Raw genomic sequence first — 25381 nt, 5'->3', positions numbered from 1 at the left:
CGTCTCGTCGTCGGTAGAGGCGTCGCTGTCACGATGGCGCCGAAAGGTTCCGGTGTGAAGCGCGGGGGTGGCCCCTCATCGTACGGACGACACTATCGTCCGGACCTCGGGGCTGTCCGCAGGGACCGGAGCGCCGATCGCTACCCGCGCAGGAAACTCACGATTCCCTCAGACATCCCTTGCGCCGCCTTCTGCCGCCAACTGCCGCTGGTCAGCAGGGCCGCGTCCTTGCCGTCGCGCATGTTGCCGCACTCGATGAACACCTTGGGAACCGTTGACAGATTGAGACCGCCCAGGTCCGTGCGCGTGACCAGACCGGTGCCGTCGCCGAGGTAGTTGGCGGGTGCGGTGCCCGTGACCCGCACGAAACCGCCCGCGACCCGCTCGCCCAGTTCGGCGGAGGGCGCCACGATCGCACGGGTGTCGGCGGGCCCGTCGTGCACCTGCCCCGGCAGGATCACGTGGAAGCCGCGGTTGCCGGCCCCCGACCCGTCGGCGTGGATCGAGATCGCGGCGTCGGCCTTCGCCTCGTTGCCGATCCGGGCCCGCTCGTCCACACAGGGTCCGTACGGACGGTTGCCGTCCTGCGTCAGCTTCACCGTCGCGCCCTGCGCCTCCAGCAGGGTGCGCAGCCGGTGGGCCACGTCGAGGGTGAACTTCGCCTCGGGCCAGCCCGCGTCGGTGGCCGTGCCCGTGGTGTCGCACTCCTTCCAGTGCGTACCGACGTTCACCTTGCGGTTGATCTCGGACGCGTGCCGGAAGTTGGCGGGGTTGTGGCCCGGGTCGATGACGACGACCTTGCCCTTGAGGGTGCCGGAGCCCGCGGCGGGCGCGGACTTCGAGGCGGACGCGGACGGCTTCTCGGACGTGGGCGCCGGTGACGGACCCGCGGGCTTCCTGGCGTCGCGGCCCGGGGAGCCGGGGGCGTCGGACGAGGCAGCCGCCGACGTCCGTACGCCCGCCGCGCGGCCGCTGTCGCCGCCCCCGTCGTCCGGGCCGCCGACCGCCGCGTACACCCCCCAGCCGAGCAGCGCCCCGGGCACGAGCGCGGCGACCGCCACGGTCAGCGGGCGGCGCAGCGGGGAGCGGCGGGGGTGGGGAGGGTCGAAGTCCGGGCCTGTGTACGACACGTCAGCGACTCTAACCGTGCCCTCAGATCCCCGCGCCGGTTCGCCGCAGGACGCGCAGCGAGTCGGTCGCGGCGACCTCGGTGAACGCGCCGGACGCCAGCGCCCTGAGGTAGACCCGGTACGGGGCCTGGCCGGTGAACTCGTCGGCCGGGTCCGGGAAGACGTCGTGGATGACCAGCAGCCCGCCGTCGGCCACGTGCGGGGCCCAGCCCTCGTAGTCGGCGTTCGCGTGCTCGTCGGTGTGGCCGCCGTCGATGAAGACGAGGCCGAGCGGGGTGTTCCAGACCGCCGCGACCTGGGGGGAGCGTCCGACCAGGGCGACCACGTGCTCCTCCAGACCGGCCCGGTGCAGGGTGCGGCGGAAGGTGGGCAGGGTGTCCATCACGCCCAGCTCCGGGTCGACCGTCTCCGGGTCGTGGTAGTCCCAGCCCGGCTGCTGCTCCTCGCTGCCCCGGTGGTGGTCGACGGTGAGCGCGGTGACCCCGGCCCGGCGGGCCGCGTCGGCCAGCAGCACGGTGGAGCGCCCGCAGTAGGTGCCGACCTCCAGCAGCGGCAGCCCGAGCCCGCCCGCCGCCACGGCGGCGGCGTACAGCGCGCGGCCCTCGTGCGCGGGCATGAACCCCTTCGCGGCCTCGAAGACGGCCAGGACGTCGGGGGAGGGGGAGGGAGCGGAGTCGGGGATGGAGTCGGGGGCCGCGGTCATGGGGGCCTTTCGGTGGTGCGGGTGCGGGTGCGGGTGCGGGTGCGTGGGGACGGGGGCGCCGGTCCGGTGGCGGGGGTGTGCCGGCGCCCCATGCTGCCGCACCCCCTGCCGCGTGGTGCGACAGGGGGTGCGGGGACCGGCCGGGGCCGGGTGGGGTCAGGCCGGGACCGTCTCGCCCGGCAGCGACAGGTCCAGGTCGACCGGGCGGTCGCCGCCGTGGGTGGCCGCGTGGGCGAGCGGGGCGTGGCCCGCGGCGCGGGCGGCCAGGACGTACGGGCCCTCGGCGGGCACGGCGAGGGCGTAGCTGCCGTCGCCCGCGGAGAGGGTCGCGCCCGCCTGCCGTCCGTGCCGGTCGATGAGCGTGACCTTGGCGCGGGGGACGGGGGCGCCGTCGGCGGCCAGCACCCGGCCGCGGAAGCCGTGCGGCGGCTGTCCGGCCCCGGCGAGCGCCTGCTCGGCGCGGGCCAGGTTCGCGTCCTCCTCGCTGCTCGCCCGCAGCTGCGAGACCGCGGACGGGGTGCGGCGCGGGAGGAAGAAGGCCAGCACCAGGCCGACGACGACGGCGCCCGCCGCGATCATGAAGGAGACGCGGAAGCCGTGCAGGGTGGGGACGGCGACACCGCCCGCGTCGTTCGCCGTGTTGGCGAGCACCATGCCGATGACGGCGCTCGACACCGACGTACCGATGGACCGCATCAGCGTGTTGAGGCCGTTGGCGGCGCCCGTCTCGGAGGCCGGGACCGCGCTGATGATCAGGGCGGGCAGGGAGGAGTAGGCGAGGCCGATGCCCGCGCCGATCAGCACCGAGGTGACGACGGTCTGCCAGGCGGCGCTCATCAGGCCGAGGCCGCCGGCGTAGCCGATCCCGATGATCACCAGGCCGATGATGAGGGTGGTGCGGGGGCCGTAGCGGGCGGACAGGCGGGCGTAGACCGGGGCGGTGAACATCATCGTCAGGCCCAGCGGGGCCACGCACAGGCCCGCGACGACCATCGACTGACCGAGGCCGTAGCCGGTCTCGGAGGGCAGCTGGAGGAGCTGCGGCAGGACGAGGGAGATGACGAAGAAGGAGACGCCGACCATGATCGAGGCGAGGTTGGTGAGCAGCACCTCGCGGCGCGCCGTGGTGCGCAGGTCGACCAGCGGGGCCGCGACGCGCAGCTCCATCAGGCCCCACAGGAGCAGGACCACGACGGCGGCGGCGAACAGGCCGAGCGTGGTGGGCGACGACCAGCCCCAGTCGCTGCCCTTGCTGATCGGCAGCAGGAAGAGGATCAGACCGGCCGTCAGGCCCAGCGCGCCCGGCAGGTCGAAGGAGCCCTTGGCGCGCAGCGGGGACTCCGGCACGACCAGCAGGGTCAGGGCGATGGAGACGACACCGAGGCCGGCGGCGCCGTAGTACAGGACGTGCCAGTCGGTGTGCTGCGCGACCAGGGCCGCGGCGGGCAGCGCGAGGCCGCCGCCGACGCCGATCGAGGAACTCATCAGCGCCATCGCCGAGCCCAGCCGCTCACGGGGCAGCATGTCGCGCATCAGGCCGATGCCGAGGGGTATGGCGCCCATCGCGAAGCCCTGGAGCGTACGGCCGACGATCATCGGGATCAGGGCGTCGGTGAGCGCGCTGAGCAGTGCGCCGACGACCATCACCGACAGGCTGGCGATCAGCATGCGGCGCTTGCCGAACAGGTCGCCGAGCCGGCCCATGATCGGGGTGGCCACGGCTCCGGACAGGAGCGTGGAGGTCAGGACCCAGGTGGCGTTGCTGGGTGAGGTGTCCAGAAGTCGGGGCAGGTCCTTGATGACCGGGACCAGCAGGGTCTGCATCACCGCGACGACGATGCCCGCGAACGCGAGTACCGGGACGGTGGCCCCGCTCGCTCGCCGCGCGGGTTCGTCGGTCGTCGTGTGGGACATGGGGTGGGGCCTCCAGGCCGGAGTGTGTGGACGCGGTGCGTGATCGGATACGTGCAGACTGAACCTCGTGCGCCGGGGCAACTATTCCGTTGCTTCGAGTCGCTAACTAATTCTTGACCTTCTCTTGGGGTGACCGCCAGAGGGCGATTACGTCGCGGGACCTAGGCCGGTCCGGGGCCGAAATACCGATGCAAGGGGTGCACCGGGGTTGAGACCATGACACCCATGCTGGAAGCCAGCGGTACCTCCACCGCCCCCCGAATATCGCCGCGCCGTACCCCACCCACCTGGCTGGTCGTCGCGATCGCCTGCGCCGGACAGTTCCTGGTTGTCCTCGACGTGTCCGTCGTCAACGTCGCCCTGCCGTCGATGCGGGCCGACCTCGGGTTGAGCGCGCAGGGGCTCCAGTGGGTGGTCAACGCCTACGCCATCGCCTTCGCCGGGTTCATGCTGCTCGGCGGACGGGCCGGTGACCTGTACGGGCGCAAGCGGATGTTCCTGGTCGGGCTCGGGCTCTTCACGCTGGCCTCGCTGGGCGGCGGTCTCGCCCAGGAGGGCTGGCAGCTGCTGGCCGCCCGCGCCGTCCAGGGGCTCGGTGCCGCCGTGCTCGCCCCCTCGACGCTGACCATCCTGACCGCCGCGGTGCCGGAGGGCGCGGCGCGGGCCCGCGCGATCGCGACCTGGACCGCGGTGGGCGCGGGCGGCGGTGCCGCGGGCGGCCTGGTGGGCGGCGCCCTGGTGGACGGGCTGTCCTGGCGCTGGGTACTGCTGATCAACGTGCCGGTGGGCGCGGTCGTGCTGGGCGGCGCCGCGCTGTGGCTGGCCGAGAGCAAGGGCGGCCCGCGGCGCCGCCTCGACCTGCCGGGCGCGCTGCTGGTGACCGCCGGTCTGGCCACGCTGGCCTACGGCATCTCGCAGACCGAGTCCGAGGGGTGGGCGGCGACGGCGACCCTGGTGCCACTGCTGGCCGGGCTCGCGCTGCTCGGGCTCTTCCTCCTCGTCGAGGCGCGGACGGCGGCGCCGCTGATGCCGCTCGGGCTGCTGCGGCTGCGGTCGGTCGCGTCGGCGAACGTGGCGATGCTGGTGTCCGGCTCGTCGATGTTCTCGATGTGGTTCTTCATGACCCTGTACGCGCAGAACGTGCTCGGCTACTCCCCGCTGGAGGCGGGCCTGGCCCTCGTGCCCAGCTCCCTGGCGGTGATCCTCGGCTCGAAGGCGGCCCCGCGGTTCCTGCCGGTGCTCGGGGCCCGCAACGTGGCCGTGCTCGGCACGCTCGTCGCGGCGGTCGGCTTCGGCTGGCAGTCGACGATGACCGCGGACGGCGGCTATCTGACCGCGATCATGATCCCCGGCGTGCTGATGATGCTGGGCGCGGGCATCGCGGCGACCCCGCTGGCCTCGCTGGCCATCTCCGGCGCGGCGCCCGGGGACGCCGGACTGGTCTCCGGGCTGATCAACACCTCCCGGACGATGGGCGGTTCGCTGGGACTCGCGGTGATGTCGACGATCGCGGCGGCGCGGGCCGGGGGCGAGGACGCGGACCCGGTGGCCCTGACGGACGGCTACGCGCTGGTCTTCCGCACGGCGGCGGCCGTCCTCCTCGCCGCGGCCCTGCTGATGTGGTCCTGGCTCCCACCGGGACGCCCGAAGCCCGAGCCGACGGCCCACAGCACGGACTGATCGCCCCCAAGGGGCACCCTCTCGCGCCGGGTTCCTGGAGCGCCCCAAAGGGGCGCGGGGCCGTATCCATGTGCGGCTCCGCCGCGGGGCGCGAACGGCCCCCACCGGCCCGCGGCCGACGAACCGCTCCGCCCCGCGGCCGACGAACCGCTCCGCCCCGCGGCCGGTCAGAGCCACCCCTGCCGCCGCGCCGCGCGGAGCGCCTCCGTGCGGTTGCGCGTCGCGGTCTTGCCGATCGCGGCGGAGAGGTAGTTGCGGACCGTGGACTCGGACAGATGCAGCGCGCCGGCGATGTCGGCGACCGTCGCACCGTCCGCCGAGGCCCGCAGGACGTCGCACTCCCGCGCCGTGAGCGGGCTGGGCCCCGCGCTCAGCGCGGCCGCGGCGAGCGCCGGGTCGACGACCGTCTCTCCGGCCAGCACCCGGCGGATCGCGCCGGCCAGCTCCTCCACCGGGCCGTCCTTGACCAGGAAACCCGCGGCGCCCGCCTCCATGGCCCGCCGCAGATACCCGGGGCGGCCGAACGTCGTCAGGATCAGCACCCGGCAGCCCGGCATCCGCTTGCGCAGCTCGGCGGCGGCGTCCAGGCCGCTCAGGCCCGGCAGTTCGATGTCGAGGAGGGCGATGTCGGGGCGGTGCGTGAGCGCGGCGGGGACGATCTCGTCACCGGCCGCCACCTGCGCGACCACCTCGATGTCCGCCTCCATCCCGAGCAGCAGCGCCAGCGCGCCCCGCATCATGCCCTGGTCCTCGGCGAGGAGGACGCGGACGGGATGGGCGCGGGGCGTCTGGTCGGTCACGGGGCAAGGGTAGAGGGCGGGCGCGGCGGGGGCCGGGGTGTCGCACGGCGCGAGGGCTACGCCGGTGCGCCCACCGGTTTCCCCTCCGCCGGCACCGGCAGTTCCGCCGTCACCGAGAAGCCGCCCCGCGGCTCCGCCCCCGCCGTCAGCGAACCGCCCGCCGTGGCGAGGCGTTCCCTGAGCCCGGTCAGACCGGTGCCCGGCCCCTGGGCGGAGAGCGCGGTGCCCGCGCCGTTGTCCGTGACCGTCAGCCGCACCCGGTCTCCGCTGCCCGCGACCGCGATCTCGCACCGGCTCGCCCCGCTGTGCCGTACGACGTTGGTGACCGCCTCCCGCACCACCCACCCCAGCAGCGCCTCCGCCTGCGGGGGCAGCGGCGGGCCGGAGCGGCGCACCACCGGGTCCACGTCCGCCGCGCTCAGCGCGGAGCGCGCCCGGTCCAGCTCGGTGCCGAGGCTGCCCTCCCGGTAGCCGGTGACCGCCTCGCGGACCTCGGTCAACGCCTGGCGGCCGACCGACTCGATGTCCGTGATCTGGGTCAGCGCCGCGTCCAGGTCGCGGGGCGCCAGCCGACGGGCCGCCTCCGACTTGACCACGATCACCGACAGCGTGTGCCCCAGCAGGTCGTGCAGGTCCCGCGAGAACCGCAGCCGCTCCTCCGCCACCGCCCGCGTGGCCAGTTCCTCCCTGGCGGCGCGCAACTGCCGTACGGCGTCGGACAGGCTCAGGATCGCGGCCGTCACCATGGTCGACAGGAAGGTCCCGTAGGCGATGTTCAGACCGTTCCAGCCGTCCTTGACGCCCGCCACGACACCCGCCGCCACCGCCAGCGACCAGCCCCAGCGGCCCAGCCACCGGCCGCGCAGCGCCGCCCCCGCGGCCAGGCCGAGCAGCGGGAAGAACAGCAGCCAACTGCCCCCGTACGCCAGGGCCAGACCGCAGGTCACCAGCGCCATGGCGGCCAGCGCCAGCCGGGTGGACGGCGACTCGCGCAACTCCTTGTCGAAGGACCGGAAGGCGACATAGATGTAGAGCGAGTTGAAGACGAACAGGCCCGCCCCGCCGATCCAGGGGTTGGAGTCGTTCCCCTGGAAGATGTTCGCGAGGCTGCCCAGCCCCATCAGCAGCCACGGCAGCAGCGTGAAACCGGTGGGCGGCGGCCCCATCCGCTCCGACCGCTCGCCCGCCCCGGCCGCGTCGGCCGGATCCGACTGCCGTGCCAGCTGCCACGCGTCCAGGCGGCACGACATACCGCGCAGCCGCCCTCGGGTCCCGGTCATGGGTGTCGGCTCCTTTCCACTTGGGCGTTCGGGCGCTCAGTCGGTCGCCGCGACACGGCGGTAGGACAGGACGGCGTACGCGCCGAAGGCCAGCAGCCATCCCGTCAGGACGAGAATGGCACCCGCGGGAGGCGCGTGCCCTGTGGCGACCGAGGTGCCCAGCTGGGCGAAGCGGTTGGTCGGGGTGTACGCCGACACCGCGCGCAGCCACTGAGGGAACAGCGCCAGCGGGAACCACAGTCCGCCGAGCACCGCGAGACCGAGGTTGGCCACCATGTTCGCCACCCCCGTGGTCTGCCCGGTCAGCCGGTAGCCGTTGCCGAGCCCCAGCAGCGTGAAGGGCACCGACCCCAGCCAGAGCAGCAGCGCCAGCGCCGCCCACTGCCAGGCGTCCAGCCGTACGCCGTTGAGCAGGCCGCCCGCGGCCAGCACGGCCGTGATCGCCGGCAGCACGGTGACCGAGGCGGTCAGGGCACGGCCCACGACCACCTGGTGCGGGCGCATCGGAGTCACCCGCAACTGCCGCAGCCAGCCGATGGCACGGTCCTCGGCGACCCCGCCGCCGGTGTTGAGGGCGGAGCCGACCGCGCCGTACGCGGCCATGCCGACCATCGCGCCCGTCTTCCAGTCGCCCGCGTCGCCCCCGAGGTTGGTGAACAGCAGGTACATCAGCACCGGCATGGCCACCCCGCCGACGACGAAACCGGGGTCGCGCAGCGTGCGGCGGGTTTCGAGGATCAGGTAGTCCCTCATCGCACGCTCTCCTTCTCCGGCACCGGTGCCGCCGTCGTCAGGGCCAGGAACGCGTCGTCCAGGGACGCGGGGGCGACCTCCAGGCCGCGTATCGCGCCGAGCCGGGCGAGGGCGATCACGGTCGCGTCGGAGTCGTCGGTGCGCAGCACCGCGCGGTCCCCGCGCACCTCCAGTGCACGGACCCCGGGCAGCAGCGCCAGGTCCTCGGTGGGCCGTCCGGCCAGGTCGAAGGAGACGCGGCTGCCGCCCGCCGCCCGGCGCAGCTCGTCGCCGGTGCCGTCGGCGACGACCCGCCCCCGGTCGACGACCAGGATCCGGTCGGCGTGCGCCTCGGCCTCCTCCAGGTAGTGGGTGGAGAAGAGGACCGTGCTGCCGCGCCGGGCGTAGGCCCGCATCGACCGCCAGAAGGCGTGCCGGGCCTCCACGTCCAGGGCCGCCGTCGGCTCGTCCAGGACCAGCAGGTCGGGGCGGCCGGCCAGGGCGAGCGCGAACCGCACGCGCTGGGTCTGCCCGCCGGACAGCCGGTCCACGCGCCGCCCGGCCAACGGCCCGATCCCGGCCAGCTCCAGGGCCTCCCCGACGGGCATCGGCGCCGGATAACGGCCGGCCACGAAGGCGACCAGCTCGCCCACGGTGACCCGGGGCACCGCCCGTGCCTCCTGGAGCATGGCGCCCACCCGGCCGGCGCGCACGGCCCGCTCCGGAGGCCCGCCGAACAGCTCCACGGTGCCCCCGTCGGGCGGGCACAGGCCGAGCAGCAGCGCGATCGCCGTCGACTTGCCCGCGCCGTTGCGGCCGAGCAGCGCGACCGTCTCACCGCGCTCGATGTCCAGATCCACGCCGTCGACGGCGCGGACGTCGCCGTACGCCTTGGATGCCCCCGTGAAGGACACGGCGGGAGTGGCGCCCTGTGTCGGTCTCATACCGGTGACGCTACGGAGCGGGCGGGGACGGGCGGCAGATGCGGTTGTCCGGAGTTGGCGATGACAAATGTCATGGGTGGCCGGCGTCCCGTACGGTCGGGGCTGTCCGTGATCGTCGTCGTGCCCGGGTCGTCGTGACCGGGTCGTCTTGCCAGGGTCGTCGTGCCCGGGTTGTCGTGCCCGGGTTGTCGTACCGGGGAGGAGCAGGAGGGTCATGCCCATCGACGCGGCCGGGGTACTCGGCGCCGCACCCCGGGTCCGGGAGATCGCCTGGGACCACAAGGACGTCCAGCTCTACCACCTCGGCGTCGGCGCCGGCCGTCCCGCCACCGACCCGCGCGAGCTGCGCTACACCCTGGAGTCCCGGCTGCACGTCCTGCCGAGCTTCGCGACGGTGGCCGGCGGCGACGCCCCGGGCGTGATCCGCGCGCTGTCCGTGCCCGGCGTCGACGTCGACCTCGCCCACGTCCTGCACGGCGGGCAGCGACTGCGCCTGCACCGGTCCCTTCCGGTGCGCGGCCGGGCCACCGCGGCCTCGCGCGTCGTCGCCGCGTACGACAAGGGCACGGCGGCCGTCCTGGCGCTGCGCACCGAGGTCACCGACGCGGACGGACCGCTGTGGACCGACGAGGCCGAGGTCTACGTACGCGGGGAAGGCGGCTGGGGCGGTGAGCGGGGCCCGTCCGGACGCCCCTCGCCCCCGCCCGCCGGGCCGCCGGACCACGTCGTCGAACGGGCCCTGAGGGAGGACCAGGCGCTGCTCTACCGGCTCTCCGGCGACTGGAACCCCCTGCACGCCGACCCGGAGTTCGCCGCGCGCGCCGGCTTCGAACGGCCCGTCCTGCACGGCCTGTGCACCTACGGCGCCACCCTCAAGACGGTCGTGGACACGCTGCTGGACGGCGACGTGTCCCGGGTGCGCGCCTACCGCACGCGGTTCGCCGGGGTGGTGTACCCGGGGGAGACGCTGCGGGTGCGGATGTGGGGGCCCGCCGGGGCGGGTGGTGCCGGTGCGGGAGAGGTCCGGGTGGCCGTGAGCGCCGTCGAGCGCGACGACGCGCCCGTCCTCGCCGACACCGTCGTCCGGTACGGGTGAACGACCACGGCCCCGTCCGCCGGATGCGACGAACGGGGCCGGAGCCGCTTGCTTTCCGTACCTGTACCTGTACCTGTACCTGTGCCTGACCTGCACCTGTGCGGGTGCCGGTCCGTGCCGTCAGGCGGCCGTCTCGGACTCCTCGGCCGGCCTGCGGTGGCGGCCCCTGGGAGTCGCCACGCCCTCCTGGCTGGAGACCGGTCCGCGGTGCTTGCCGTGGCCGGTGTCGGACTCGGGAACGTCGGCACCGGCGGCCTGTATCGGCTGGGTCGTGCTGGTGTCGTTCATCGGAAGGAATTCACCCCGTCAACATGATCTTTCCTACAGCCGGGCGAGTCTAACCGGCACACCTCGGGCGGAATCCAGGCGGCCGCGCCAACCGGCACTACTTCGTTACAAGCCGTGCCAGCGGGGCCTGTTGCAGCGGTACGGGGCGGGGCTGAGCCGGGGTGGGAGCGGGCGTCGAGGTGTCCGTCACGCCGGGTTCGCGGGGTTCGCGGGGTTCGCCCGGAGCCGTATCGTCCGGAGTCGGTTCTTCCGGGTCCCCGGGCCGCTCGCCGCCCGCGCCGGGAACGCCGCGAACGCCGGGTGCGGCGAGCCGGGCCACGCCGCAGGGCGACCGCGGGGTGGAGCACGGCAGCCGCAGCTCGCCGTCCGGGGTCCACAGCCCGGCGCCCGTCAACCACCCCTCGGGCGCCGGAAGATGCCGTACGTGCCGCTCGGCGGGCCGCCACACTCCGACCCAGCTGCCGAACGCGCCGTCCACCCGCAGGGCCACCGCGCAGCGTTCCGGAGTCAGCACCTGCCCCGGCTGGACGGCGAACGGCGTCACGACGCAGTCCGGCAGCCGCAGGCACTCCGGGAAGCGCACCGGCAGCGTGCTGCCCAGCACCCCCCAGCCGAGCCGCTCCCGCCCCGGCGAGGGCGCGTCCGAGCCGATCAGCACCAGCCCGCTGTCGGGGTCGGCCAGCAGGAGCCGGTCGTCGCTGTCCGCCGCGATCTGCAGCAGCGGCGACACCTCGCCCTCCCGCTCCAGGTCCACCACGACCGCCTTGACGCGCCCGCCGGTCTCCCGGTCCACCGCCAGCATCCGGCCGGTGCGGTCCAGCCAGACCCCGCCCGAGCACCGGCCGGGGATCTCGGCCACCCGCTCCGGCCCGAAGGCACCGCCCGCCACCTGCCACAGCACCGTCGACCGCGGACCGGCCGCGAGGGCGTACGCCCGCTCGCCGCCCGGAACCGGCGGCAGCAGCCGCAGCCCGGTACCGTCCGCCGGGCACTCGACCGCGCCGAGCGGCAGCTCGCCGGTACCGGGCCCGGTCGGGTACAGCAGCGCGAAGACGTGCCGGCCGGCCGCGATCCGGTGGACCAGGACCCGCCCGTCGCCCATCGGCTGCACCTCGGTGCCGGGCTCCTCGGGCTGGTTGCCCGGCAGCGGCACCGCGTACGGCTCGGGGCCGTCCAGGGTCCAGCGCTCCGGGAACCACGAGTCGCCGCCCTCCCCGCTCCGGGCGAGACGCGCGGCGTAGGCACCCTCCGCGGTGATGCTGCAGCCCGCCCGCGGACCCCCGCCGTTCCCGGGGTCCGCCGAAGGCTCGATCGCACAGGCCGTCATCGTTCGGTCACCTCCGGCGACGAAGCTAGTTTTCGTACGCGCGGGCGGGGGACCGGCAGCCGCCCCCATCACACATACGTGTGTCACAGGAACGATTCACCTGAGGGAAGGGCACGGCGTGTGCTGCGCCGGAGCGGACGGCCGCGGCGGCGGGCGGCGTGCGCATCGGCGGGTACAACGGCCCAGAACCTCCAGGTAGCCTTGCACGCGTGCCCCGTCTGTCAGAAGTCATCGCCGCGCTGGACAACCTGTGGCCCGCCGAGCGGGCCGAGTCCTGGGACGCGGTCGGCACCGTCGTGGGCGAGCCCGGCCAGGAGGTCTCCCGCGTCCTGTTCGCCGTGGACCCCGTCCAGGAGATCGTCGACGAGGCCGTGAAGCTCGGCGCCGACCTGCTCGTCACCCACCACCCGCTGTATCTGCGCGGGACGACGACGGTCGCGGCGTCCACCTTCAAGGGCCGCGTGGTGCACACGCTCATCAAGAACGACATCGCCCTGCACGTCGCCCACACCAACGCCGACGCCGCCGACCCGGGCGTCTCCGACGCGCTGGCCGGTGCCCTCGACCTGAGCGTCGTACGGCCCCTGGTGCCGGACCCGAGCGACCCCGAGGGGCGCCGCGGCCTGGGCAGGGTGTGCGAGGTGCGGCACCCCCTGACGGTCCGCGAGTTCGCCGCCCGCGCCGCCGAGCGGCTGCCCGCCACGGCGCAGGGCATCCGCGTCGCCGGCGACCCGGAGGCGACCGTGCGCACCGTCGCCGTCAGCGGCGGCTCCGGCGACAGCCTCTTCGACCACGTACGGGCGGCCGGCGTCGACGCCTTCCTCACCGCGGACCTGCGACACCACCCCGTGTCCGAGTTCTCAGCGTTCTCTGCGTTCTCCGCGAACCGCGCCCACAGTCCCCTCGCGCTGCTCGACGCGGCGCACTGGGCCACCGAGTGGCCCTGGTGCGAGCTGGGCGCGGCCCAGCTCGACGAGATCTCCGACCGCAACGGCTGGGACCTCAGGGTCCACGTCTCGAAGACGGTCACCGACCCCTGGACCGCCCACGTGGCGTCCGCCCCGACCTCTAGCGCAATGGGAGCCCCCAACTGAAAGCCGCGCCCGCCGACCAGATCCGACTCCTCGACGTCCAGGGCCTCGACACGCGTCTCCAGCAGCTCGCGCACAAGCGCCGGTCCCTGCCCGAGCACGCCGAGATCGAGTCGCTGACCAAGGACCACACCCAGCTGCGCGACCTGCTCGTGGCCGCGCAGACCGAGGAGAGCGACTGCGCCCGCGAGCAGACCAAGGCCGAGCAGGACGTGGACCAGGTGCGCCAGCGCGCCGGCCGCGACCAGCAGCGGCTGGACTCCGGCGCCGTCACCTCCCCGAAGGACCTGGAGAACCTCCAGCGCGAGATCGCCTCCCTCGCCAAGCGCCAGGGCGACCTGGAGGACGTCGTCCTGGAGGTGATGGAGCGCCGCGAGTCCGCGCAGGAGCGGGTCGCCGAGCTGACCGAGCGGGTCGGTGCGGTGCAGGGCAAGATCGACGACGCCACCGCGCGCCGTGACGCGGCCGTCGAGGAGCTGGACGGCGAGATGGCCTCGGTGACCAAGGAGCGCGAGGTCATCGCCGGCTCCGTCCCCGACGACCTGCTGAAGCTCTACGACAAGCTGCGCGAGCAGCAGGGCGGCGTCGGCGCGGCCAAGCTGTACCAGCGCAGCTGCCAGGGCTGCCGCCAGGAGCTGGCCATCACCGAGCTGAGCGAGATCCGCTCCGCGGCACCCGACACGGTCGTACGCTGCGAGAACTGCCGCCGCATCCTGGTGCGTACGGCGGACTCCGGGCTGTAGGGGGCCGGTCGGTGGCTGATCGGCGGGAGACGCGGTGACCGGTTCCGCGCGGGAGTTCGTGGTCGAGGCCGACGGCGGGTCACGGGGCAACCCGGGGCCCGCGGGCTACGGCGCGGTGGTGCTGGACGCGGCGACGGGGGAGACCCTGGCGGAGGCCGCCGAGTACCTCGGGGTCGTCACGAACAACGTCGCCGAGTACCGGGGCCTGCTGGCCGGCCTGCGCGCGGCGAGGGAGCTGGACCCGGACGCCGCCGTGCACGTCCGCATGGACTCCAAGCTCGTCGTCGAGCAGATGTCGGGCCGCTGGAAGATCAAGCACCCGGACATGAAGCCCCTGGCGGCCGAGGCGGCCCGCGTCTTCCCACCGGGGCGCGTGACGTACGAGTGGATCCCCCGCGCGAACAACAAGCACGCCGACCGCCTGGCCAACGAGGCGATGGACGCGGGCGCACGCGGCGAACAGTGGTCACCGTCCACGTCGACGGCGGACCTGGACTCGGGCGACGCCGTCGACGTTCCCGCAGCCCGTGTCACCGCCGAGACCTCGGGCGAGGCCGACGTGCGGGCCGCGAAGGCCGTGGCCTCGCCCGGCTGGGGACCTCCCGACATGGGTGCCCCCGCCACCTTCGTCCTCCTGCGGCACGGGGAGACGCCCCTCACCCCGCAGAAGCGGTTCTCCGGGAGCGGCGGCAGCGACCCCTCCCTGTCGCCCGTCGGCCGCGAGCAGGCCGAGAAGGTCGCCGAGAGCCTCGCCCGGCGCGGCACGATCGAGGCGGTCGTCGCCTCGCCCCTGGCCCGCACCCGCGAGACCGCCGGCATCGTCGCCGCCCGCCTGGGGCTGGAGGTGACGGTCGAGGAGGGGCTGCGCGAGACCGACTTCGGCGCGTGGGAGGGGCTCACCTTCGGCGAGGTGCGCGACCGCTACCCCGCCGACCTGGACGCCTGGCTGGCCTCCCCGGACGCGGAACCGACCGGCGGCGGCGAGAGCTTCGCGGCCACCGGCGCCCGGATCGCCGTCACCCGCGACCGGCTCGTCACGGCGTACGCGGGCCGCACGGTGCTGCTGGTCTCCCACGTCACGCCGATCAAGACGTTCCTGCGACTCGCCCTGGGCGCCCCGCCCGAGTCGCTGTTCCGGATGGAGCTGTCGGCGGCGTCGCTGTCGGCGGTGGCGTACTACGCGGACGGCGGCGCCAGTGTCCGCCTGTTCAACGAGACGTCCCACCTGCGCTGAGTCCACCCGCGCCGAGTCCGCCTGCGCCGAGCGCCGCCGCCTCCCGGGCCAGTGCTTCGACGCGCCCCCAGTCCCGGCCGGCCACCGCGTCCTTGGGCAGCATCCAACTCCCCCCGACGCAGCCGACGTTGGGCAGCGCCAGATACTCCGGCGCGGAGGCCGCGGAGATGCCGCCGGTCGGGCAGAAGCGGGCCTGCGGCAGCGGCGCGGCGAGCGCCTTGAGATAGGCGGTGCCGCCCGCGGCCTCGGCCGGGAAGAACTTCATCTCCCGCACCCCGCGCTCCAGCAGCGCCACCACCTCCGACGTGGTCGACACCCCCGGCAGGAACGGCACCCCGGACGCCCGCATCGCCTCCAGCAGCGCGTCCGTCCACCCCGGGCTGACCAGGAACCGCGCCCCGGCCGCCACGACCTCCGCGACCTGCTCCGCCGTGATGACCGTGCCCGCGCCGACCACCGCGCCCGGTACCTCACCGGCGATGGCCCGGATCGCGTCGAGGGCGACCGGCGTCCGCAGCGTCACCTCGATCGCGGGCAGCCCACCGGCGACGAGCGCCCTGGCGAGCGGCACGGCGTCGGCGAGGTCGTCGACGACCACGACGGGCACGACGGGCGCGAGATCCAGTACCGAGGCGGGGGAGGAGGGCAGCGGAGAACTCATGCCCTCATCGTGCCGCCCAAACGCACTCCCTGCAATCTCCGTTGCAGTCAGCGCAACGGTCGCGATCGGCGCATCGATCGGCGCATCGATCGGCGGATCAGTGCACCTCGTCCACCAGCACGTCCAGCGACCACGGCCGCCCGGCCTTCGCGGGCGCCGCCGCCTCCACCTCGTACCCCAGGTCCCGCAGGGACTCCACCAGCTCCGCGGGCCCCGCGGGCGCGGTCCCGGACGCCAGCAGACTCCGTACGATCCGCCCCTTGGTCGCCTTGTTGAAGTGGCTGACCACCTTCCGGGTCGGCGCGTGCAGCACCCGCACGGTCGCCGTCCGCGAGGCGACCTCGCCCGTCGGCTTCCACGCCGCCGCGTACGCCGCCGAACGCAGGTCGAGCACCAGCCCGTTCCCGGCCGCCTCCGGCAGGGCCTCGGCCATCGGCACCCGCCAGTGCGCGCCCAGTGCACCGAGCCCGGGCAGCTTCACACCCATCGAGCACCGGTAGGAGGGGATCCGGTCGGTCACCCGTACGGCACCCCACAACCCCGAGAACACCAGCAGCGACCTGGCGGCCCGCCGCTTGGCGGCGGCGTCCAGCGAGGCCAGGTCCAGGGCGTCGTACAGCACACCGGTGTAGATCTCCCCGGCCGGACGCGCGCCCGCCGTCAGCAGCTCCACGTTCTTGGCGACCTCGCCGCGCAGCCCCTCGCTCAGCCCGAGCACCTCGCGCGCCTTCTCCTCGTCGGCGGCGCACAGCTCCACCAGCTCGCCGAGGACGGCCTCCCGGGCCGCGGTGAGCCCCGGCAGGGACAGCGACCCGGTCTTCAGCGGGGCGCCCCGGCCGGACGCGGCCTTCCCCTCGGACGGCGGCAGCAGGACAAGCACACGTACTCCTTCACGACAAGCTCCGGGCCCCCGGTCAGGGTACGGCGTACCCCTCCCGTGTCTGCTCGACGGCCCGTACGAGCGCCCCGGGGTCGTCGGCGTGACACCGCACCACGCGGACCTCGCGCCGCCGCCCGAAGAAGGAGACGTGGGCGACGGGCTCGGCCAGTTCGACGGTGACGGAGGTCTGGGACCCCACGGCGAGATCCAGCTCGCCGTCGGCCCGTGCGTGCGTCGTACGCAGCTCACGCCGGACGGAGGCGATCCGCTCCAGCGGTATCCGCACGTCGACGTGGACGGCCCGCCGGATCCGCAGCGTCCCGGCGGCCGGGTCCAGGACGTGCGGCCGGACCACGGACGCGGCGTGCAGCCCGACCACGATCAAGACCGTGTACACGTCCAGCACCAGCACCACGTGGTGCACGGCGGGCCAGCTCCGCAGCAGCACGGACAGCATCACGGACTCGACGACACACACGAACGCGAACCCGGACATCATCGCGCCCTGCCCCCGCGCGTACCCGAAGACCGACCCGCCGGCCACCGCCCCGTGGGTCCGCCGGACCGCCCACAGCCACAGACTGGCCAGCAGCCGCAGCTCGTGCCGGAGCAGGAGGTACGGGACCGTGACGAGAGACGCGCCCGGGCCCGTCATGACCGCCGCTCCCGCGACACGAGGGCGAGCGCCTGCCGCACCGCCTCCGCCTGCCCCGGCGCGAAGTCGGCGTACATGGCGCGCAGGACGCCGTGGCCGGAGTCGAGGTCCACGCCCCCGGTGGGCAGCAGCTCCGCCGGGATGCAGTCGGCGAGCGTCCGCGCGGCCCCGGCCACCCGGGGATCGTCGGCATCGGCGTCCGCCAGCTCGTCCAGCAGGGCGTACGCCCGGTGGGCGCGCGCCACCGACTCCGGCGACTCGAACGCGCCCCGCAGCGTGGCCAGCAGCCCCTCCCGCTCCTCCGGGCCCACCGCGCTCTCCATGAACGCCAGCATCTCCCGGTCCCGGACGGCCATCGGCGAACCGGACACGTCCCCCATCCCGGCGAACAACCCGGCCAGCTCCGGCGAGACCGGCCCCTCGGCCGGCAGCCCGCCCTCCGTCTCCAGCAGCGCCCGCAACCGCGCCCGGCGCTCCCGGATCGCCGCCTCCTGCCGCGCGAGATCCGCGTCCAGTTCCTCCAGCACCTCGGCGAGATCCTTCCCGGCCTCGTCCGCGAGCACGTCCCGCACCTCCGCGAGCCCGAGCCCCAGCTCGGTCAGCCGCCGGATCCGGGCCAGCACGACGACGTGCCGCAGGGTGTACGTCCGATACCCGTTGGCCAGCCGCTCCGGCTCGGGCAACAGGCCCTGGTGGTGGTAGTGCCGCACGGTCCGCGTGGTGATGCCCACGGCGCCGGCGAGTTCTCCGATCCGCATGGCCCCAGTAGAAACGTTGACGCTGCGACAGGGTCAAGCGCGACGAGCCCGCCTTCCGGACAGGGACCTCGCGCCTGTGCCACGATCGAGGAAACGTTTCCGATGATCGAGGAAACGGCTCCCGATCTCCTCGGACAGGTGGCTCCTTCGACCTGGACACCACCGACTTCCTCTGATCCCGTAGGGGCAGGGGGTGGGCGGCGGTGGACGCACGCGGCGAGCAGGCACGCTGGACCAGGGCACGGCTGGGGACGGCCGGCCCGCCCCTCGACCTCCTCACCGCCCGCTTCGACCGGCACGTCTACGCCCCGCACGCCCACGACGAGTACACGGTCGGCGTCACCGTCGGCGGCCTGGAGGTCATCGCCTACCGGGGCGGGCACATCCACTCCGGGCCGGGCTCCCTCGTCGTCCTGGAGCCGGGCGAGGTGCACACCGGCGGCCCCGCCGCCCCCGACGGCTACTCGTACCGCGCCCTGTACGCGACCCCGAACCTCCTCACCGACGGCACCCGCGGCGCCGCCCTCCCGCACTTCCGCGAGCCCGTCCTCGACGATCCCGAACTCGCCGCCGCGCTGCGCGCCGCCCACATGGACCTGGCCCGCTGCCCCGACCCCCTGGAGGCGGAGTCCCGCCTGCCCTGGCTGCTCACGGCGCTCGCCCGCCGCCACTCCACGGCCCGCGCGGCCGACGACCCGGTCCCCGGCGCCGACCGCGTCGCCCGCGTCGTACGCGACCGCCTCGCCGACGAACTCCTCGCCCCGCCGTCCCTGGCGGCCCTCGCCACCGACCTCGGCCTGTCCCGCTACCAACTCCTGCGGGCCTTCCGTACGGCGACGGGGATACCGCCGTACGCCTGGCTCGCCCAGCACCGGGTGACCAGGGCGCGCGGACTCCTGGAGACGGGCCTGCGCCCCGCCGAGGTGGCGGCGCTGGTGGGCTTCGCCGACCAGGCACATCTGACCCGCTGGTTCCGGCGGGTCCTCGGGGTGACCCCGGCGGCGTACCGCAACAGCGTTCAAGACCACGTGGGGTGAGACGGCCGAGACTCGCCGCATGACTGCACGCGGCTGGTTCCTGTTCTCCCTGATGGGAGTGGTCTGGGGCGTTCCCTACCTGATGATCAAGGTGGCGGTGGACGAGGTGTCCCCGTCCGGAGTGGTGTTCGCGCGCTGCGCCCTCGGCGCGGCCCTCCTGCTCCCCTTCGCCCTGCGCAAGGGAGACCTCCTCGGCACCGTGCGACGCCACTGGAAGCCGATGCTCGCCTTCGCGGTGATCGAGATCATCGGCCCCTGGTGGACCCTGACGGACGCCGAACGCCACCTGTCCAGCTCCACCGCCGGACTGCTGATCGCGGGCGTGCCGATCGTCGCCGTCCTCCTGGCCCGCTTCTTCGGCGCCGAGGAACGAGTCGGCGCCCGCCGCGTCACCGGACTCGGCCTCGGCCTCGGGGGCGTCGCCGTCCTCACCGTGCCGCACCTCACCGGCGGCGACGCCCGTTCGCTGGCCGAGGTGCTGGTGACGGTCGTCGGTTACGCCACCGCCCCCCTGATAGCCGCCCGCCACCTCAAGGACGTCCCCACCCTCCAACTCATCACCCCCTGCCTCACGCTGGCCGCCGTCGTCTACGCTCCGGCCGCCTTCCTGACCCGGCCCGCCGCCCTGCCCTCGGGGGAGGCCCTGGCAGCCCTGGCCGGCCTCGGCCTCGTCTGCACCGCGATCGCCTTCGTGGCCTTCCTGGAGCTGATCAAGGAGGTCGGCCCGACCCGGGCCGGCGTCATCACCTACGTCAACCCGGCGGTCGCCGTCGCCGCGGGCGCCCTCCTCCTGGACGAGGACCTCACCCTCGGCATCGGCGTCGCCTTCACCCTGATCCTGGCCGGCTCGGTCCTCGCGACGGCCGCCGCCGGTCCGGGGCGGGAGGTCCGCCGGGTACCATGGTCGACACGGCAGACGAGCCGGGCGGGCGGCCGCGTGGAGTCCCTCACGGGACTTCCCGAGGAACGTCCGGGCTCCACAGGGCAGGGTGATGGCTAACGGCCACCCGGGGTGACCCGCGGGACAGTGCCACAGAAAGCAGACCGCCGGAGGCTTCGGCCCCCGGTAAGGGTGAAACGGTGGTGTAAGAGACCACCAGTGCCCAGGGCGACCTGGGCAGCTAGGTAAACCCCACCCGGAGCAAGGTCAAGAGGAGACGCCTTCTCGCAAGAAGAGGCGCCTCTGCGCGGACGATCGAGGGCTGCCCGCCCGAGTCCGCGGGTAGACCGCTGGAGGCCGGTGGCAACGCCGGCCCTAGATGGATGGCCGTCGCCGACGGGACCGCGAGGCCCCGTCGGAACAGAACCCGGCGTACAGCCCGACTCGTCTGCCGCCCTCCGCCGCTTTGCCTGAGGAAGGGCCTCTGAACTGCACCGGAGACCCTTTCCGGTGGGCTATTCGGGATTCCAGGCGCCGCTGAACAGAGCCAGCTCGAGCACGTCCGGAGCCGCGGGCCAGTCGATCGTCGCGGCCGTGAGTCGAGCATGGGCCGCGTGCATCCACCGAAGGTAGACGTCGTATCGGTGGGGACTCCAGCCACCGTCGCGCCAGATCCACCGGGCGACCGCCCCGGACCATTCGTAGCCATGCGCGCGTCCGGCCTTCGAGGCGTGCCTGCGCAGGACACCGGCCAGCACTCGGTCGAGGATCAGGGGGCGCGGGCCCTTCACCTCCGGCAGCGCCAGACCCGCGAAGTAGAGGAACTTGGTGAAAAACGACGGCCCGAGGCCATGGAGCGTATTCAGCAGCTCGTAGGCCGCGACCGCGCCCTCATCGACGAGCAGGGACACCGCTTCCGTGAGGACGGCCTCGGCGTTGGGCTGGGCGAGCACCTGACGAGTGCGGTATGGGCCGTAGCCGCTACCGCCGTACCCCCAGACCTGCGTCGCCACGAATGCCTTCGCCCAGCTCTCGGACCGCTCCGCGGCCCGGACTGCGGCTACGACCTCGGCTCGGCTCACCGAGGCCGACTCGTCCACCGCCCGGTCGGCGAAGGTGATGGGCCAAGGCGTTACGGCCGTCCACTTGGCCGGCGCGTACAGGATGGTGTGAGGGCCGCTGCCGTCCGCGTACCGCCGACCGCGCTCCGGGTCGGCCAGCCACCGACCCAGTGCCTTCACCGCGCTGTCCGGCAGCGGTGGTTCGAGCATCGCCTCATCGAGCTGGTCGGCCCGCCGCTGGTCGTACCTCGTCACTGTCGTCGCCCGAGCTTCAGCGGCAGCCGGTCCTGGACGGGCCGGGCGAAGGTGAACAGGCCGTCGTAGGAGAAGAACTCGCCCTCGTACGTGATGGCGCCCTCGTCGAGGAAGGTGCGCAGGCGTGGAATCCGAGGTCGTCGGCGAGCCGGATCGGCTCCAGGGGCTCGGCCAGGGGGTGGTCGGGGAGCATCGCGTAGCTGAACTTCACGAGCGCCAGCCCCCGTTGTGGGGAACGGTGCTCTGCCTCAACCGAGGATGTGAGTCCGGGCGGGGCCGTCCAGGGAGCGGTGCGTCGAAATTTTCGGTGGTGGGCATCCCTCTTTCCGGTGGGACTGGTGAGGGGGTTCCGCTTGCGGGGCGCAGTCCTGGGGTGAGTGCGGGGTGATCTGCGTATTCGGCACACCAGAGCCGCCACCCCGCGCGTCGAAGGTTTCGAAACATCTACCGAAACTGTTGACGCTTGATGGGTGCAGGTCAACACTGTCGCCGATGTCCGAACCCGCAGGAGAGGAACACCCCCCATGAACCTGCTCGTCCCACCGAGGCGTCGCAGACGAGGTCCCGTCACCCTGCTCATCAGGAGCGCGTGGGCCGTCGCCCTCGCCGCGCTCGCCGCGCTGATGCTGCCGGGCACCGCCCAGGCCGACACGGTCGTCACGACCAACCAGGAGGGCACCAACAACGGCTACTACTACTCGTTCTGGACCGACAGCCAGGGCACCGTCTCCATGAACATGGGCTCCGGCGGTCAGTACAGCACCTCGTGGCGCAACACCGGCAACTTCGTCGCGGGCAAGGGCTGGAGCAACGGCGGGCGCAGGACGGTGCAGTACTCGGGCAGCTTCAACCCGTCCGGCAACGCGTACCTGGCGCTCTACGGGTGGACGTCGAACCCGCTCGTCGAGTACTACATCGTCGACAACTGGGGCACCTACCGGCCCACGGGTGAGTTCAAGGGCACCGTCACCACCGACGGCGGTACGTACGACATCTACAAGACGACGCGCTACAACGCCCCCTCCGTCGAGGGCACCCGCACCTTCGACCAGTACTGGAGCGTCAGGCAGTCGAAGCGGACCGGCGGCACCATCACCACCGGCAACCACTTCGACGCGTGGGCGCGGGCCGGGATGCCGCTCGGCAACTTCAGCTACTACATGATCATGGCCACCGAGGGCTACCAGAGCAGCGGCAGCTCCAACATCAACGTCGGGGGGACCGGCGGCGGTGGCGGCGACAACGGGGGCGGTGGTGGCGGCGCGTGCACCGCGACGCTGTCCGCCGGGCAGAAGTGGAGCGACCGGTACAACCTCAACGTCTCGGTCAGCGGTGCCAGCGACTGGACGGTGACGATGAACGTGCCGTCCCCGGCGAAGGTCCTGTCGACCTGGAACGTCAACGCGAGTTATCCCAGCGCGCAGACGCTGACCGCGAAGTCGAACGGGAGCGGCAGCAACTGGGGCGCCACCATCCAGGCCAACGGCAACTGGACCTGGCCGAGCGTGTCCTGCAGCGCGGGCTGACCCACCCCACCAGCGGAGAGGAGGAATCACTCGTATGCGTACCAGACCACGTGCGTCCTCGCGCCCCCTGCGCACCCTGGCCACCGGCGTCGCCGTCACCGCGCTCGCCGCCGCGGGCACCGTCGTGGCCGGCGCCGCCCCGGCCCAGGCCGCGGCCTGCAACGGCTACGTCGGGCTCACCTTCGACGACGGCCCCTCCGGCACCACCCAGTCCCTGCTCAACGCGCTCAGGCAGAACGGGCTGCGGGCCACCATGTTCAACCAGGGGCAGTACGCCGCCCAGAACCCGTCCCTGGTCCGGGCCCAGGTCGACGCCGGTATGTGGGTCGCCAACCACAGCTACACCCACCCGCACATGACCCAGCTCAGCCAGGCCCAGATGGACTCGGAGATCTCCCGGACCCAGCAGGCGATCGCGGGCGCGGGGGGCGGGACGCCCCGGCTGTTCCGGCCGCCGTACGGCGAGACCAACGCGACGCTCCGGTCGGTCGAGGCCAAGTACGGGCTGACCGAGGTGATCTGGGACGTCGACTCCCAGGACTGGAACAACGCCAGTACCGACGCGATCGTGCAGGCCGTCTCACGCCTCGGCAACGGCCAGGTCATCCTCATGCACGACTGGCCCGCCAACACGCTCGCGGCCATTCCTCGCATCGCGCAGACCCTGGCCGGCAAGGGACTGTGCTCCGGCATGATCTCGCCGCAGACCGGCCGCGCCGTCGCCCCCGACGGCAGCGGCGGCGGAGGAGGCGGAGGAGGCGGGGGCGGCGGGGGTGCCTGTACCGCGACGCTGTCCGCCGGCCAGCGGTGGGGCGACCGGTACAACCTCAACGTCTCCGTGAGCGGTGCCGCCGACTGGACGGTGACGATGAACGTGCCGTCCCCGGCGAAGGTCATGACGACCTGGAACGTCAACGCGAGTTATCCCAGCGCGCAGACGCTGACCGCCAAGTCGAACGGCAGCGGCGACAACTGGGGTGCCACCATCCAGGCCAACGGCAACTGGACCTGGCCGAGCGTGTCGTGCAGCGCGGGCTGACCAGGCGGTGACCGGTCCGCACCCGTGACCGACTCCCACGGGTGCGGGCCTTCTGGCTGCCCCGGCCCCCTCACTCACCCAGCGAGCGTCCCGCCACCCGCGCCAGGTGCCGGCCGAAGACCTCCCGGGCCTCGGGTGTCAGGGTCCGCAGGGCCACCATCGCCGTGATCACGACGTCGCACAGCTCCGCCGCCACGTCGTCCCAGGTGTGGGTGACGCCCTTCCTCGGATTCTGGCCGGTCGCGCCGATCACCGCCTCGGCGACCTCGCCGACCTCCTCCGACAGCTTCAGCATGCGCAGCAGCAGGCCCTCCCGGCCGCCGACGGGCTGGTCCGCCTCCAGCCACTTCCACAGGTTCTCGACGGTGTTCCAGAGGTCGTCGGCCCGCGCGCCGTCCGTCGTGTCGCTCATGTGGAGCAGCGTGCCCCGTTCCCGCGGGCGTCAGTCGAAGAGTGCTTCCTGCCGCCCCTCGGCGGCCCTGCGCAGCCGCCTGTTCCGCGCGCCCACGACCACCGTCGTGGCCGCCGCCGTCACCGCGAGGGCGGCCGGGACCATCCAGTTCCGGTTGACCGCGTGGCCGAGGGCGTGGTCGAGGGAGAGGCGGCCGGGTCCCGAGACGGCGAGGCCCGCGGCGGTCAGACCGAGGGAGACCGCGTACTCGTAGCCGCCGGCCTGGGCGAAGAAGCCGTTCGGGGCGTGCACCGCCGCGGCGCCCGCCATCGCGCCGGCCGCGGCCGCGCCCGCGGCCGGAGTGGCCAGGCCCAGCGCCAGCAGTGTCCCGCCGCCCGCCTCGGCGAGGCCCGCCGCGGTGGCGCTGGCCCGGCCCGGTGCGTAGCCCATGGCCTCCATGGCCCGGCCGGTCTCCCCGAGGCCGGTGCCGCCGAACCAGCCGAGCAGCTTCTGTGTGCCGTGCGCGGCCAGGACGCCGCCGGTCCCCAGGCGGAGCAGCAGCAGCCCCAGATCACGCCGGTCACAGCACTTCACGTCGACTCCTCGCGGACGGTGGCGGCTCATCTGTCCACCGTCGCCCGTCGGCGGCGTCCGGGCCCGTCACCGGGCGCCGTTCGGGTGGCGGCGGGTGGGTGGAGGGCGGCGGCCCGGTGGCGGGGGTGCGGGGCCGGTGTGACGCTGCGGCCATGACGATTCAGACCACGCGACTCAGCGACCCGGCCGTCCGCGCCTTCGTCGCCGCCGTCAACGCCCACGACCGCGAGGGCTTCCTCGCGCTGCTCGCGCCGGACGCCACCATGGCCGACGACGGGGACGACCGGAACCTCGACCAGTGGATCGACCAGGAGATCTTCTCCTCCAACGGTCACCTGGAGGTCGACCGGGAGACGAACGGCGGTCGCGCCCTCATCGCCCGCTACCGCAACGACACCTGGGGCGAGATGCGGACCCGGTGGGACTTCACCGTGGACGAGGACGGCCGGATCGCACGCTTCGAGACCGGGCAGGCGTAACCGGGAAATGGTGCGGCAGCCGTTCCGTGCACCGGAGTGCCGGTGGACGGAACGGCTGCCGCCTCCCCCCTCGGTATGGTCCGTGGAGCGTTGCGGAAGGGCCTTGCGGAAGCCCAACGCCTCAAGTGTGAAGTTCCGGTGAAGGAGATTTGAGCATACGTTCTCCACCGGCCGCAATACCGTGGATGTTGAAATTCCGATTG

At 73.6% G+C, this 25381-nt stretch carries 25 protein-coding genes, 1 other RNA gene and 2 pseudogenes; 11 read left to right on the top strand and 17 right to left on the bottom strand.

Annotated elements, in window-relative coordinates:
• Positions 1-140: 140 nt before the first annotated feature.
• The 3 genes from BZZ08_RS05195 to BZZ08_RS05185 all read right to left on the bottom strand — a co-directional run bounded on the left by BZZ08_RS05195 (position 141) and on the right by BZZ08_RS05185 (position 3747).
• Positions 141-1130 carry an N-acetylmuramoyl-L-alanine amidase gene (locus BZZ08_RS05195; protein ID WP_104630938.1) on the bottom strand — a complete coding sequence of 330 codons (990 nt, stop codon included), beginning with the start codon at positions 1128-1130 and terminating at the stop codon, positions 141-143.
• Between the two features lie 22 nt (positions 1131-1152).
• Positions 1153-1833 carry a class I SAM-dependent methyltransferase gene (locus BZZ08_RS05190; RefSeq protein WP_104630937.1) on the bottom strand — a complete coding sequence of 227 codons (681 nt, stop codon included), beginning with the start codon at positions 1831-1833 and terminating at the stop codon, positions 1153-1155.
• A gap of 156 nt (positions 1834-1989) precedes the next feature.
• Complete coding sequence (locus BZZ08_RS05185; RefSeq protein WP_104630936.1) at positions 1990-3747, bottom strand: MFS transporter; 1758 nt, start codon at positions 3745-3747, stop codon at positions 1990-1992.
• Positions 3748-3972: 225 nt separating this feature from the next.
• On the opposite strand from BZZ08_RS05185, the gene BZZ08_RS05180 reads away from it, so the two are divergent.
• On the top strand, positions 3973-5427 hold the full coding sequence (locus tag BZZ08_RS05180; RefSeq protein ID WP_241965383.1) for an MFS transporter: 1455 nt from the start codon (positions 3973-3975) through the stop codon (positions 5425-5427).
• Between the two features lie 167 nt (positions 5428-5594).
• Here the strand turns inward: BZZ08_RS05180 and BZZ08_RS05175 are convergent, their stop codons facing one another.
• From BZZ08_RS05175 to BZZ08_RS05160, 4 genes are read right to left on the bottom strand one after another with little or no spacing between them, the layout of a single operon-like run.
• Positions 5595-6227 (bottom strand): response regulator transcription factor, encoded by a 633-nt coding sequence (locus tag BZZ08_RS05175; RefSeq protein ID WP_104630934.1) that lies wholly within the window; start codon positions 6225-6227, stop codon positions 5595-5597.
• A 56-nt stretch (positions 6228-6283) separates the two neighbouring features.
• Entirely contained in the window at positions 6284-7507 is a 1224-nt protein-coding gene (locus BZZ08_RS05170) for a sensor histidine kinase (protein WP_104630933.1), read from the bottom strand.
• Between the two features lie 36 nt (positions 7508-7543).
• Entirely contained in the window at positions 7544-8260 is a 717-nt protein-coding gene (locus BZZ08_RS05165) for an ABC transporter permease (protein WP_104630932.1), read from the bottom strand.
• Entirely contained in the window at positions 8257-9183 is a 927-nt protein-coding gene (locus tag BZZ08_RS05160) for an ABC transporter ATP-binding protein (protein WP_104630931.1), read from the bottom strand. The genes BZZ08_RS05165 and BZZ08_RS05160 overlap by 4 nt, the downstream gene beginning before the upstream one ends.
• A 214-nt stretch (positions 9184-9397) precedes the next feature.
• On the opposite strand from BZZ08_RS05160, the gene BZZ08_RS05155 reads away from it, so the two are divergent.
• On the top strand, positions 9398-10279 hold the full coding sequence (locus BZZ08_RS05155) for a MaoC/PaaZ C-terminal domain-containing protein (protein ID WP_104630930.1): 882 nt from the start codon (positions 9398-9400) through the stop codon (positions 10277-10279).
• Positions 10280-10399: 120 nt separating this feature from the next.
• On the opposite strand, the gene BZZ08_RS05150 is transcribed toward BZZ08_RS05155, so the two are convergent.
• The gene (locus BZZ08_RS05150) at positions 10400-10567 is read right to left on the bottom strand and encodes a hypothetical protein (protein ID WP_104630929.1); all 168 of its coding nucleotides are present in this window, start codon (positions 10565-10567) and stop codon (positions 10400-10402) included.
• A 97-nt stretch (positions 10568-10664) separates the two neighbouring features.
• Entirely contained in the window at positions 10665-11894 is a 1230-nt protein-coding gene (locus BZZ08_RS05145) for a hypothetical protein (protein ID WP_104630928.1), read from the bottom strand.
• A 209-nt stretch (positions 11895-12103) separates the two neighbouring features.
• On the opposite strand from BZZ08_RS05145, the gene BZZ08_RS05140 reads away from it, so the two are divergent.
• From BZZ08_RS05140 to BZZ08_RS05130, 3 genes are read left to right on the top strand one after another with little or no spacing between them, the layout of a single operon-like run.
• Positions 12104-12988: a Nif3-like dinuclear metal center hexameric protein gene (locus BZZ08_RS05140; RefSeq protein ID WP_104630927.1), complete on the top strand. Its 885-nt coding sequence runs from the start codon at positions 12104-12106 to the stop codon at positions 12986-12988.
• Positions 12985-13728: a CT398-like coiled coil hairpin domain-containing protein gene (locus BZZ08_RS05135; RefSeq protein WP_198601305.1), complete on the top strand. Its 744-nt coding sequence runs from the start codon at positions 12985-12987 to the stop codon at positions 13726-13728. Before BZZ08_RS05140 ends, BZZ08_RS05135 begins: the two co-directional genes overlap by 4 nt.
• A 34-nt stretch (positions 13729-13762) precedes the next feature.
• The gene (locus BZZ08_RS05130) at positions 13763-14962 is read left to right on the top strand and encodes a bifunctional RNase H/acid phosphatase (protein ID WP_104630925.1); all 1200 of its coding nucleotides are present in this window, start codon (positions 13763-13765) and stop codon (positions 14960-14962) included.
• Here BZZ08_RS05130 and eda read toward each other — a convergent pair.
• The 4 genes from eda to BZZ08_RS05110 form a co-directional block, all read right to left on the bottom strand.
• Positions 14937-15623 carry a bifunctional 4-hydroxy-2-oxoglutarate aldolase/2-dehydro-3-deoxy-phosphogluconate aldolase gene (gene eda / locus BZZ08_RS05125; RefSeq protein ID WP_104630924.1) on the bottom strand — a complete coding sequence of 229 codons (687 nt, stop codon included), beginning with the start codon at positions 15621-15623 and terminating at the stop codon, positions 14937-14939. The two genes, BZZ08_RS05130 and eda, sit on opposite strands and share 26 nt — an antisense overlap.
• A gap of 97 nt (positions 15624-15720) precedes the next feature.
• Positions 15721-16503: a peroxide stress protein YaaA gene (gene yaaA / locus BZZ08_RS05120; RefSeq protein WP_104630923.1), complete on the bottom strand. Its 783-nt coding sequence runs from the start codon at positions 16501-16503 to the stop codon at positions 15721-15723.
• A 34-nt stretch (positions 16504-16537) separates the two neighbouring features.
• Positions 16538-17158: a hypothetical protein gene (locus BZZ08_RS05115; protein WP_104630922.1), complete on the bottom strand. Its 621-nt coding sequence runs from the start codon at positions 17156-17158 to the stop codon at positions 16538-16540.
• Positions 17155-17916, bottom strand: coding sequence for a MerR family transcriptional regulator (locus BZZ08_RS05110; RefSeq protein WP_104630921.1), 762 nt, complete (start codon positions 17914-17916; stop codon positions 17155-17157). Before BZZ08_RS05110 ends, BZZ08_RS05115 begins: the two co-directional genes overlap by 4 nt.
• A 203-nt stretch (positions 17917-18119) precedes the next feature.
• Here BZZ08_RS05110 and BZZ08_RS05105 point away from each other — a divergent pair, with 203 nt between their 5' ends.
• From BZZ08_RS05105 to rnpB, 3 genes and pseudogenes are all read left to right on the top strand, one after another.
• Positions 18120-18953, top strand: a complete 834-nt coding sequence (locus BZZ08_RS05105; RefSeq protein ID WP_104630920.1) for an AraC family transcriptional regulator — start codon at positions 18120-18122, stop codon at positions 18951-18953.
• Positions 18954-18972: 19 nt separating this feature from the next.
• Positions 18973-19800, top strand: a pseudogene (locus tag BZZ08_RS40065) (DMT family transporter); the annotation flags it as partial.
• Positions 19801-19870: 70 nt separating this feature from the next.
• Positions 19871-20284, top strand: an RNA gene (gene rnpB, locus BZZ08_RS05095) — RNase P RNA component class A.
• Positions 20285-20348: 64 nt separating this feature from the next.
• On the opposite strand, the gene BZZ08_RS05090 is transcribed toward rnpB, so the two are convergent.
• Positions 20349-21149, bottom strand: coding sequence for an 8-oxoguanine DNA glycosylase OGG fold protein (locus BZZ08_RS05090; protein ID WP_104630919.1), 801 nt, complete (start codon positions 21147-21149; stop codon positions 20349-20351).
• Positions 21150-21157: 8 nt separating this feature from the next.
• Positions 21158-21268, bottom strand: a pseudogene (locus tag BZZ08_RS40060) (LLM class flavin-dependent oxidoreductase); the annotation flags it as partial.
• A gap of 405 nt (positions 21269-21673) precedes the next feature.
• Here BZZ08_RS40060 and BZZ08_RS05080 point away from each other — a divergent pair.
• Together BZZ08_RS05080 and BZZ08_RS05075 are read left to right on the top strand one after the other, a co-directional pair.
• Positions 21674-22675 carry a glycoside hydrolase family 11 protein gene (locus BZZ08_RS05080; RefSeq protein ID WP_104630918.1) on the top strand — a complete coding sequence of 334 codons (1002 nt, stop codon included), beginning with the start codon at positions 21674-21676 and terminating at the stop codon, positions 22673-22675.
• Between the two features lie 34 nt (positions 22676-22709).
• Positions 22710-23714, top strand: a complete 1005-nt coding sequence (locus BZZ08_RS05075; protein ID WP_104630917.1) for a polysaccharide deacetylase family protein — start codon at positions 22710-22712, stop codon at positions 23712-23714.
• Positions 23715-23784: 70 nt separating this feature from the next.
• Here the strand turns inward: BZZ08_RS05075 and BZZ08_RS05070 are convergent, their stop codons facing one another.
• Together BZZ08_RS05070 and BZZ08_RS05065 are read right to left on the bottom strand one after the other, a co-directional pair.
• Positions 23785-24126 (bottom strand): MazG-like family protein, encoded by a 342-nt coding sequence (locus BZZ08_RS05070; RefSeq protein ID WP_104630916.1) that lies wholly within the window; start codon positions 24124-24126, stop codon positions 23785-23787.
• A 30-nt stretch (positions 24127-24156) separates the two neighbouring features.
• Positions 24157-24699 carry a DoxX family protein gene (locus tag BZZ08_RS05065; RefSeq protein WP_104630915.1) on the bottom strand — a complete coding sequence of 181 codons (543 nt, stop codon included), beginning with the start codon at positions 24697-24699 and terminating at the stop codon, positions 24157-24159.
• A 152-nt stretch (positions 24700-24851) separates the two neighbouring features.
• Between BZZ08_RS05065 and BZZ08_RS05060 the strand changes: the two genes are divergently transcribed.
• Entirely contained in the window at positions 24852-25178 is a 327-nt protein-coding gene (locus BZZ08_RS05060) for a nuclear transport factor 2 family protein (protein ID WP_104630914.1), read from the top strand.
• The last annotated feature ends 203 nt before the right edge of the window (positions 25179-25381 follow it).

Source organism: Streptomyces sp. MH60 (assembly GCF_002939385.1).
Classification (GTDB): Bacteria; Actinomycetota; Actinomycetes; order Streptomycetales; family Streptomycetaceae; genus Streptomyces.
The sequence above is the reverse complement of the archived record's forward strand: the minus strand, read 5'-3'. Positions and strand labels throughout refer to the sequence as shown.

What these genes read in the sequence shown, in the direction of transcription:
- BZZ08_RS05155 (WP_104630930.1), top strand. Translation starts at nt 9,398, where the DNA reads ATGCCCATCGACGCGGCCGGGGTACTCGGCGCCGCACCCCGGGTCCGG.
- BZZ08_RS05185 (WP_104630936.1), bottom strand. Translation starts at nt 3,747, where the DNA reads ATGTCCCACACGACGACCGACGAACCCGCGCGGCGAGCGAGCGGGGCC.
- BZZ08_RS05165 (WP_104630932.1), bottom strand. Translation starts at nt 8,260, where the DNA reads ATGAGGGACTACCTGATCCTCGAAACCCGCCGCACGCTGCGCGACCCC.
- BZZ08_RS05190 (WP_104630937.1), bottom strand. Translation starts at nt 1,833, where the DNA reads ATGACCGCGGCCCCCGACTCCATCCCCGACTCCGCTCCCTCCCCCTCC.
- BZZ08_RS05110 (WP_104630921.1), bottom strand. Translation starts at nt 17,916, where the DNA reads ATGCGGATCGGAGAACTCGCCGGCGCCGTGGGCATCACCACGCGGACC.
- eda (WP_104630924.1), bottom strand. Translation starts at nt 15,623, where the DNA reads ATGAGTTCTCCGCTGCCCTCCTCCCCCGCCTCGGTACTGGATCTCGCG.
- BZZ08_RS05060 (WP_104630914.1), top strand. Translation starts at nt 24,852, where the DNA reads ATGACGATTCAGACCACGCGACTCAGCGACCCGGCCGTCCGCGCCTTC.
- BZZ08_RS05070 (WP_104630916.1), bottom strand. Translation starts at nt 24,126, where the DNA reads ATGAGCGACACGACGGACGGCGCGCGGGCCGACGACCTCTGGAACACC.
- BZZ08_RS05180 (WP_241965383.1), top strand. Translation starts at nt 3,973, where the DNA reads ATGCTGGAAGCCAGCGGTACCTCCACCGCCCCCCGAATATCGCCGCGC.
- BZZ08_RS05150 (WP_104630929.1), bottom strand. Translation starts at nt 10,567, where the DNA reads ATGAACGACACCAGCACGACCCAGCCGATACAGGCCGCCGGTGCCGAC.
- BZZ08_RS05075 (WP_104630917.1), top strand. Translation starts at nt 22,710, where the DNA reads ATGCGTACCAGACCACGTGCGTCCTCGCGCCCCCTGCGCACCCTGGCC.
- BZZ08_RS05170 (WP_104630933.1), bottom strand. Translation starts at nt 7,507, where the DNA reads ATGACCGGGACCCGAGGGCGGCTGCGCGGTATGTCGTGCCGCCTGGAC.
- BZZ08_RS05145 (WP_104630928.1), bottom strand. Translation starts at nt 11,894, where the DNA reads ATGACGGCCTGTGCGATCGAGCCTTCGGCGGACCCCGGGAACGGCGGG.
- BZZ08_RS05115 (WP_104630922.1), bottom strand. Translation starts at nt 17,158, where the DNA reads ATGACGGGCCCGGGCGCGTCTCTCGTCACGGTCCCGTACCTCCTGCTC.
- BZZ08_RS05160 (WP_104630931.1), bottom strand. Translation starts at nt 9,183, where the DNA reads ATGAGACCGACACAGGGCGCCACTCCCGCCGTGTCCTTCACGGGGGCA.
- BZZ08_RS05080 (WP_104630918.1), top strand. Translation starts at nt 21,674, where the DNA reads ATGAACCTGCTCGTCCCACCGAGGCGTCGCAGACGAGGTCCCGTCACC.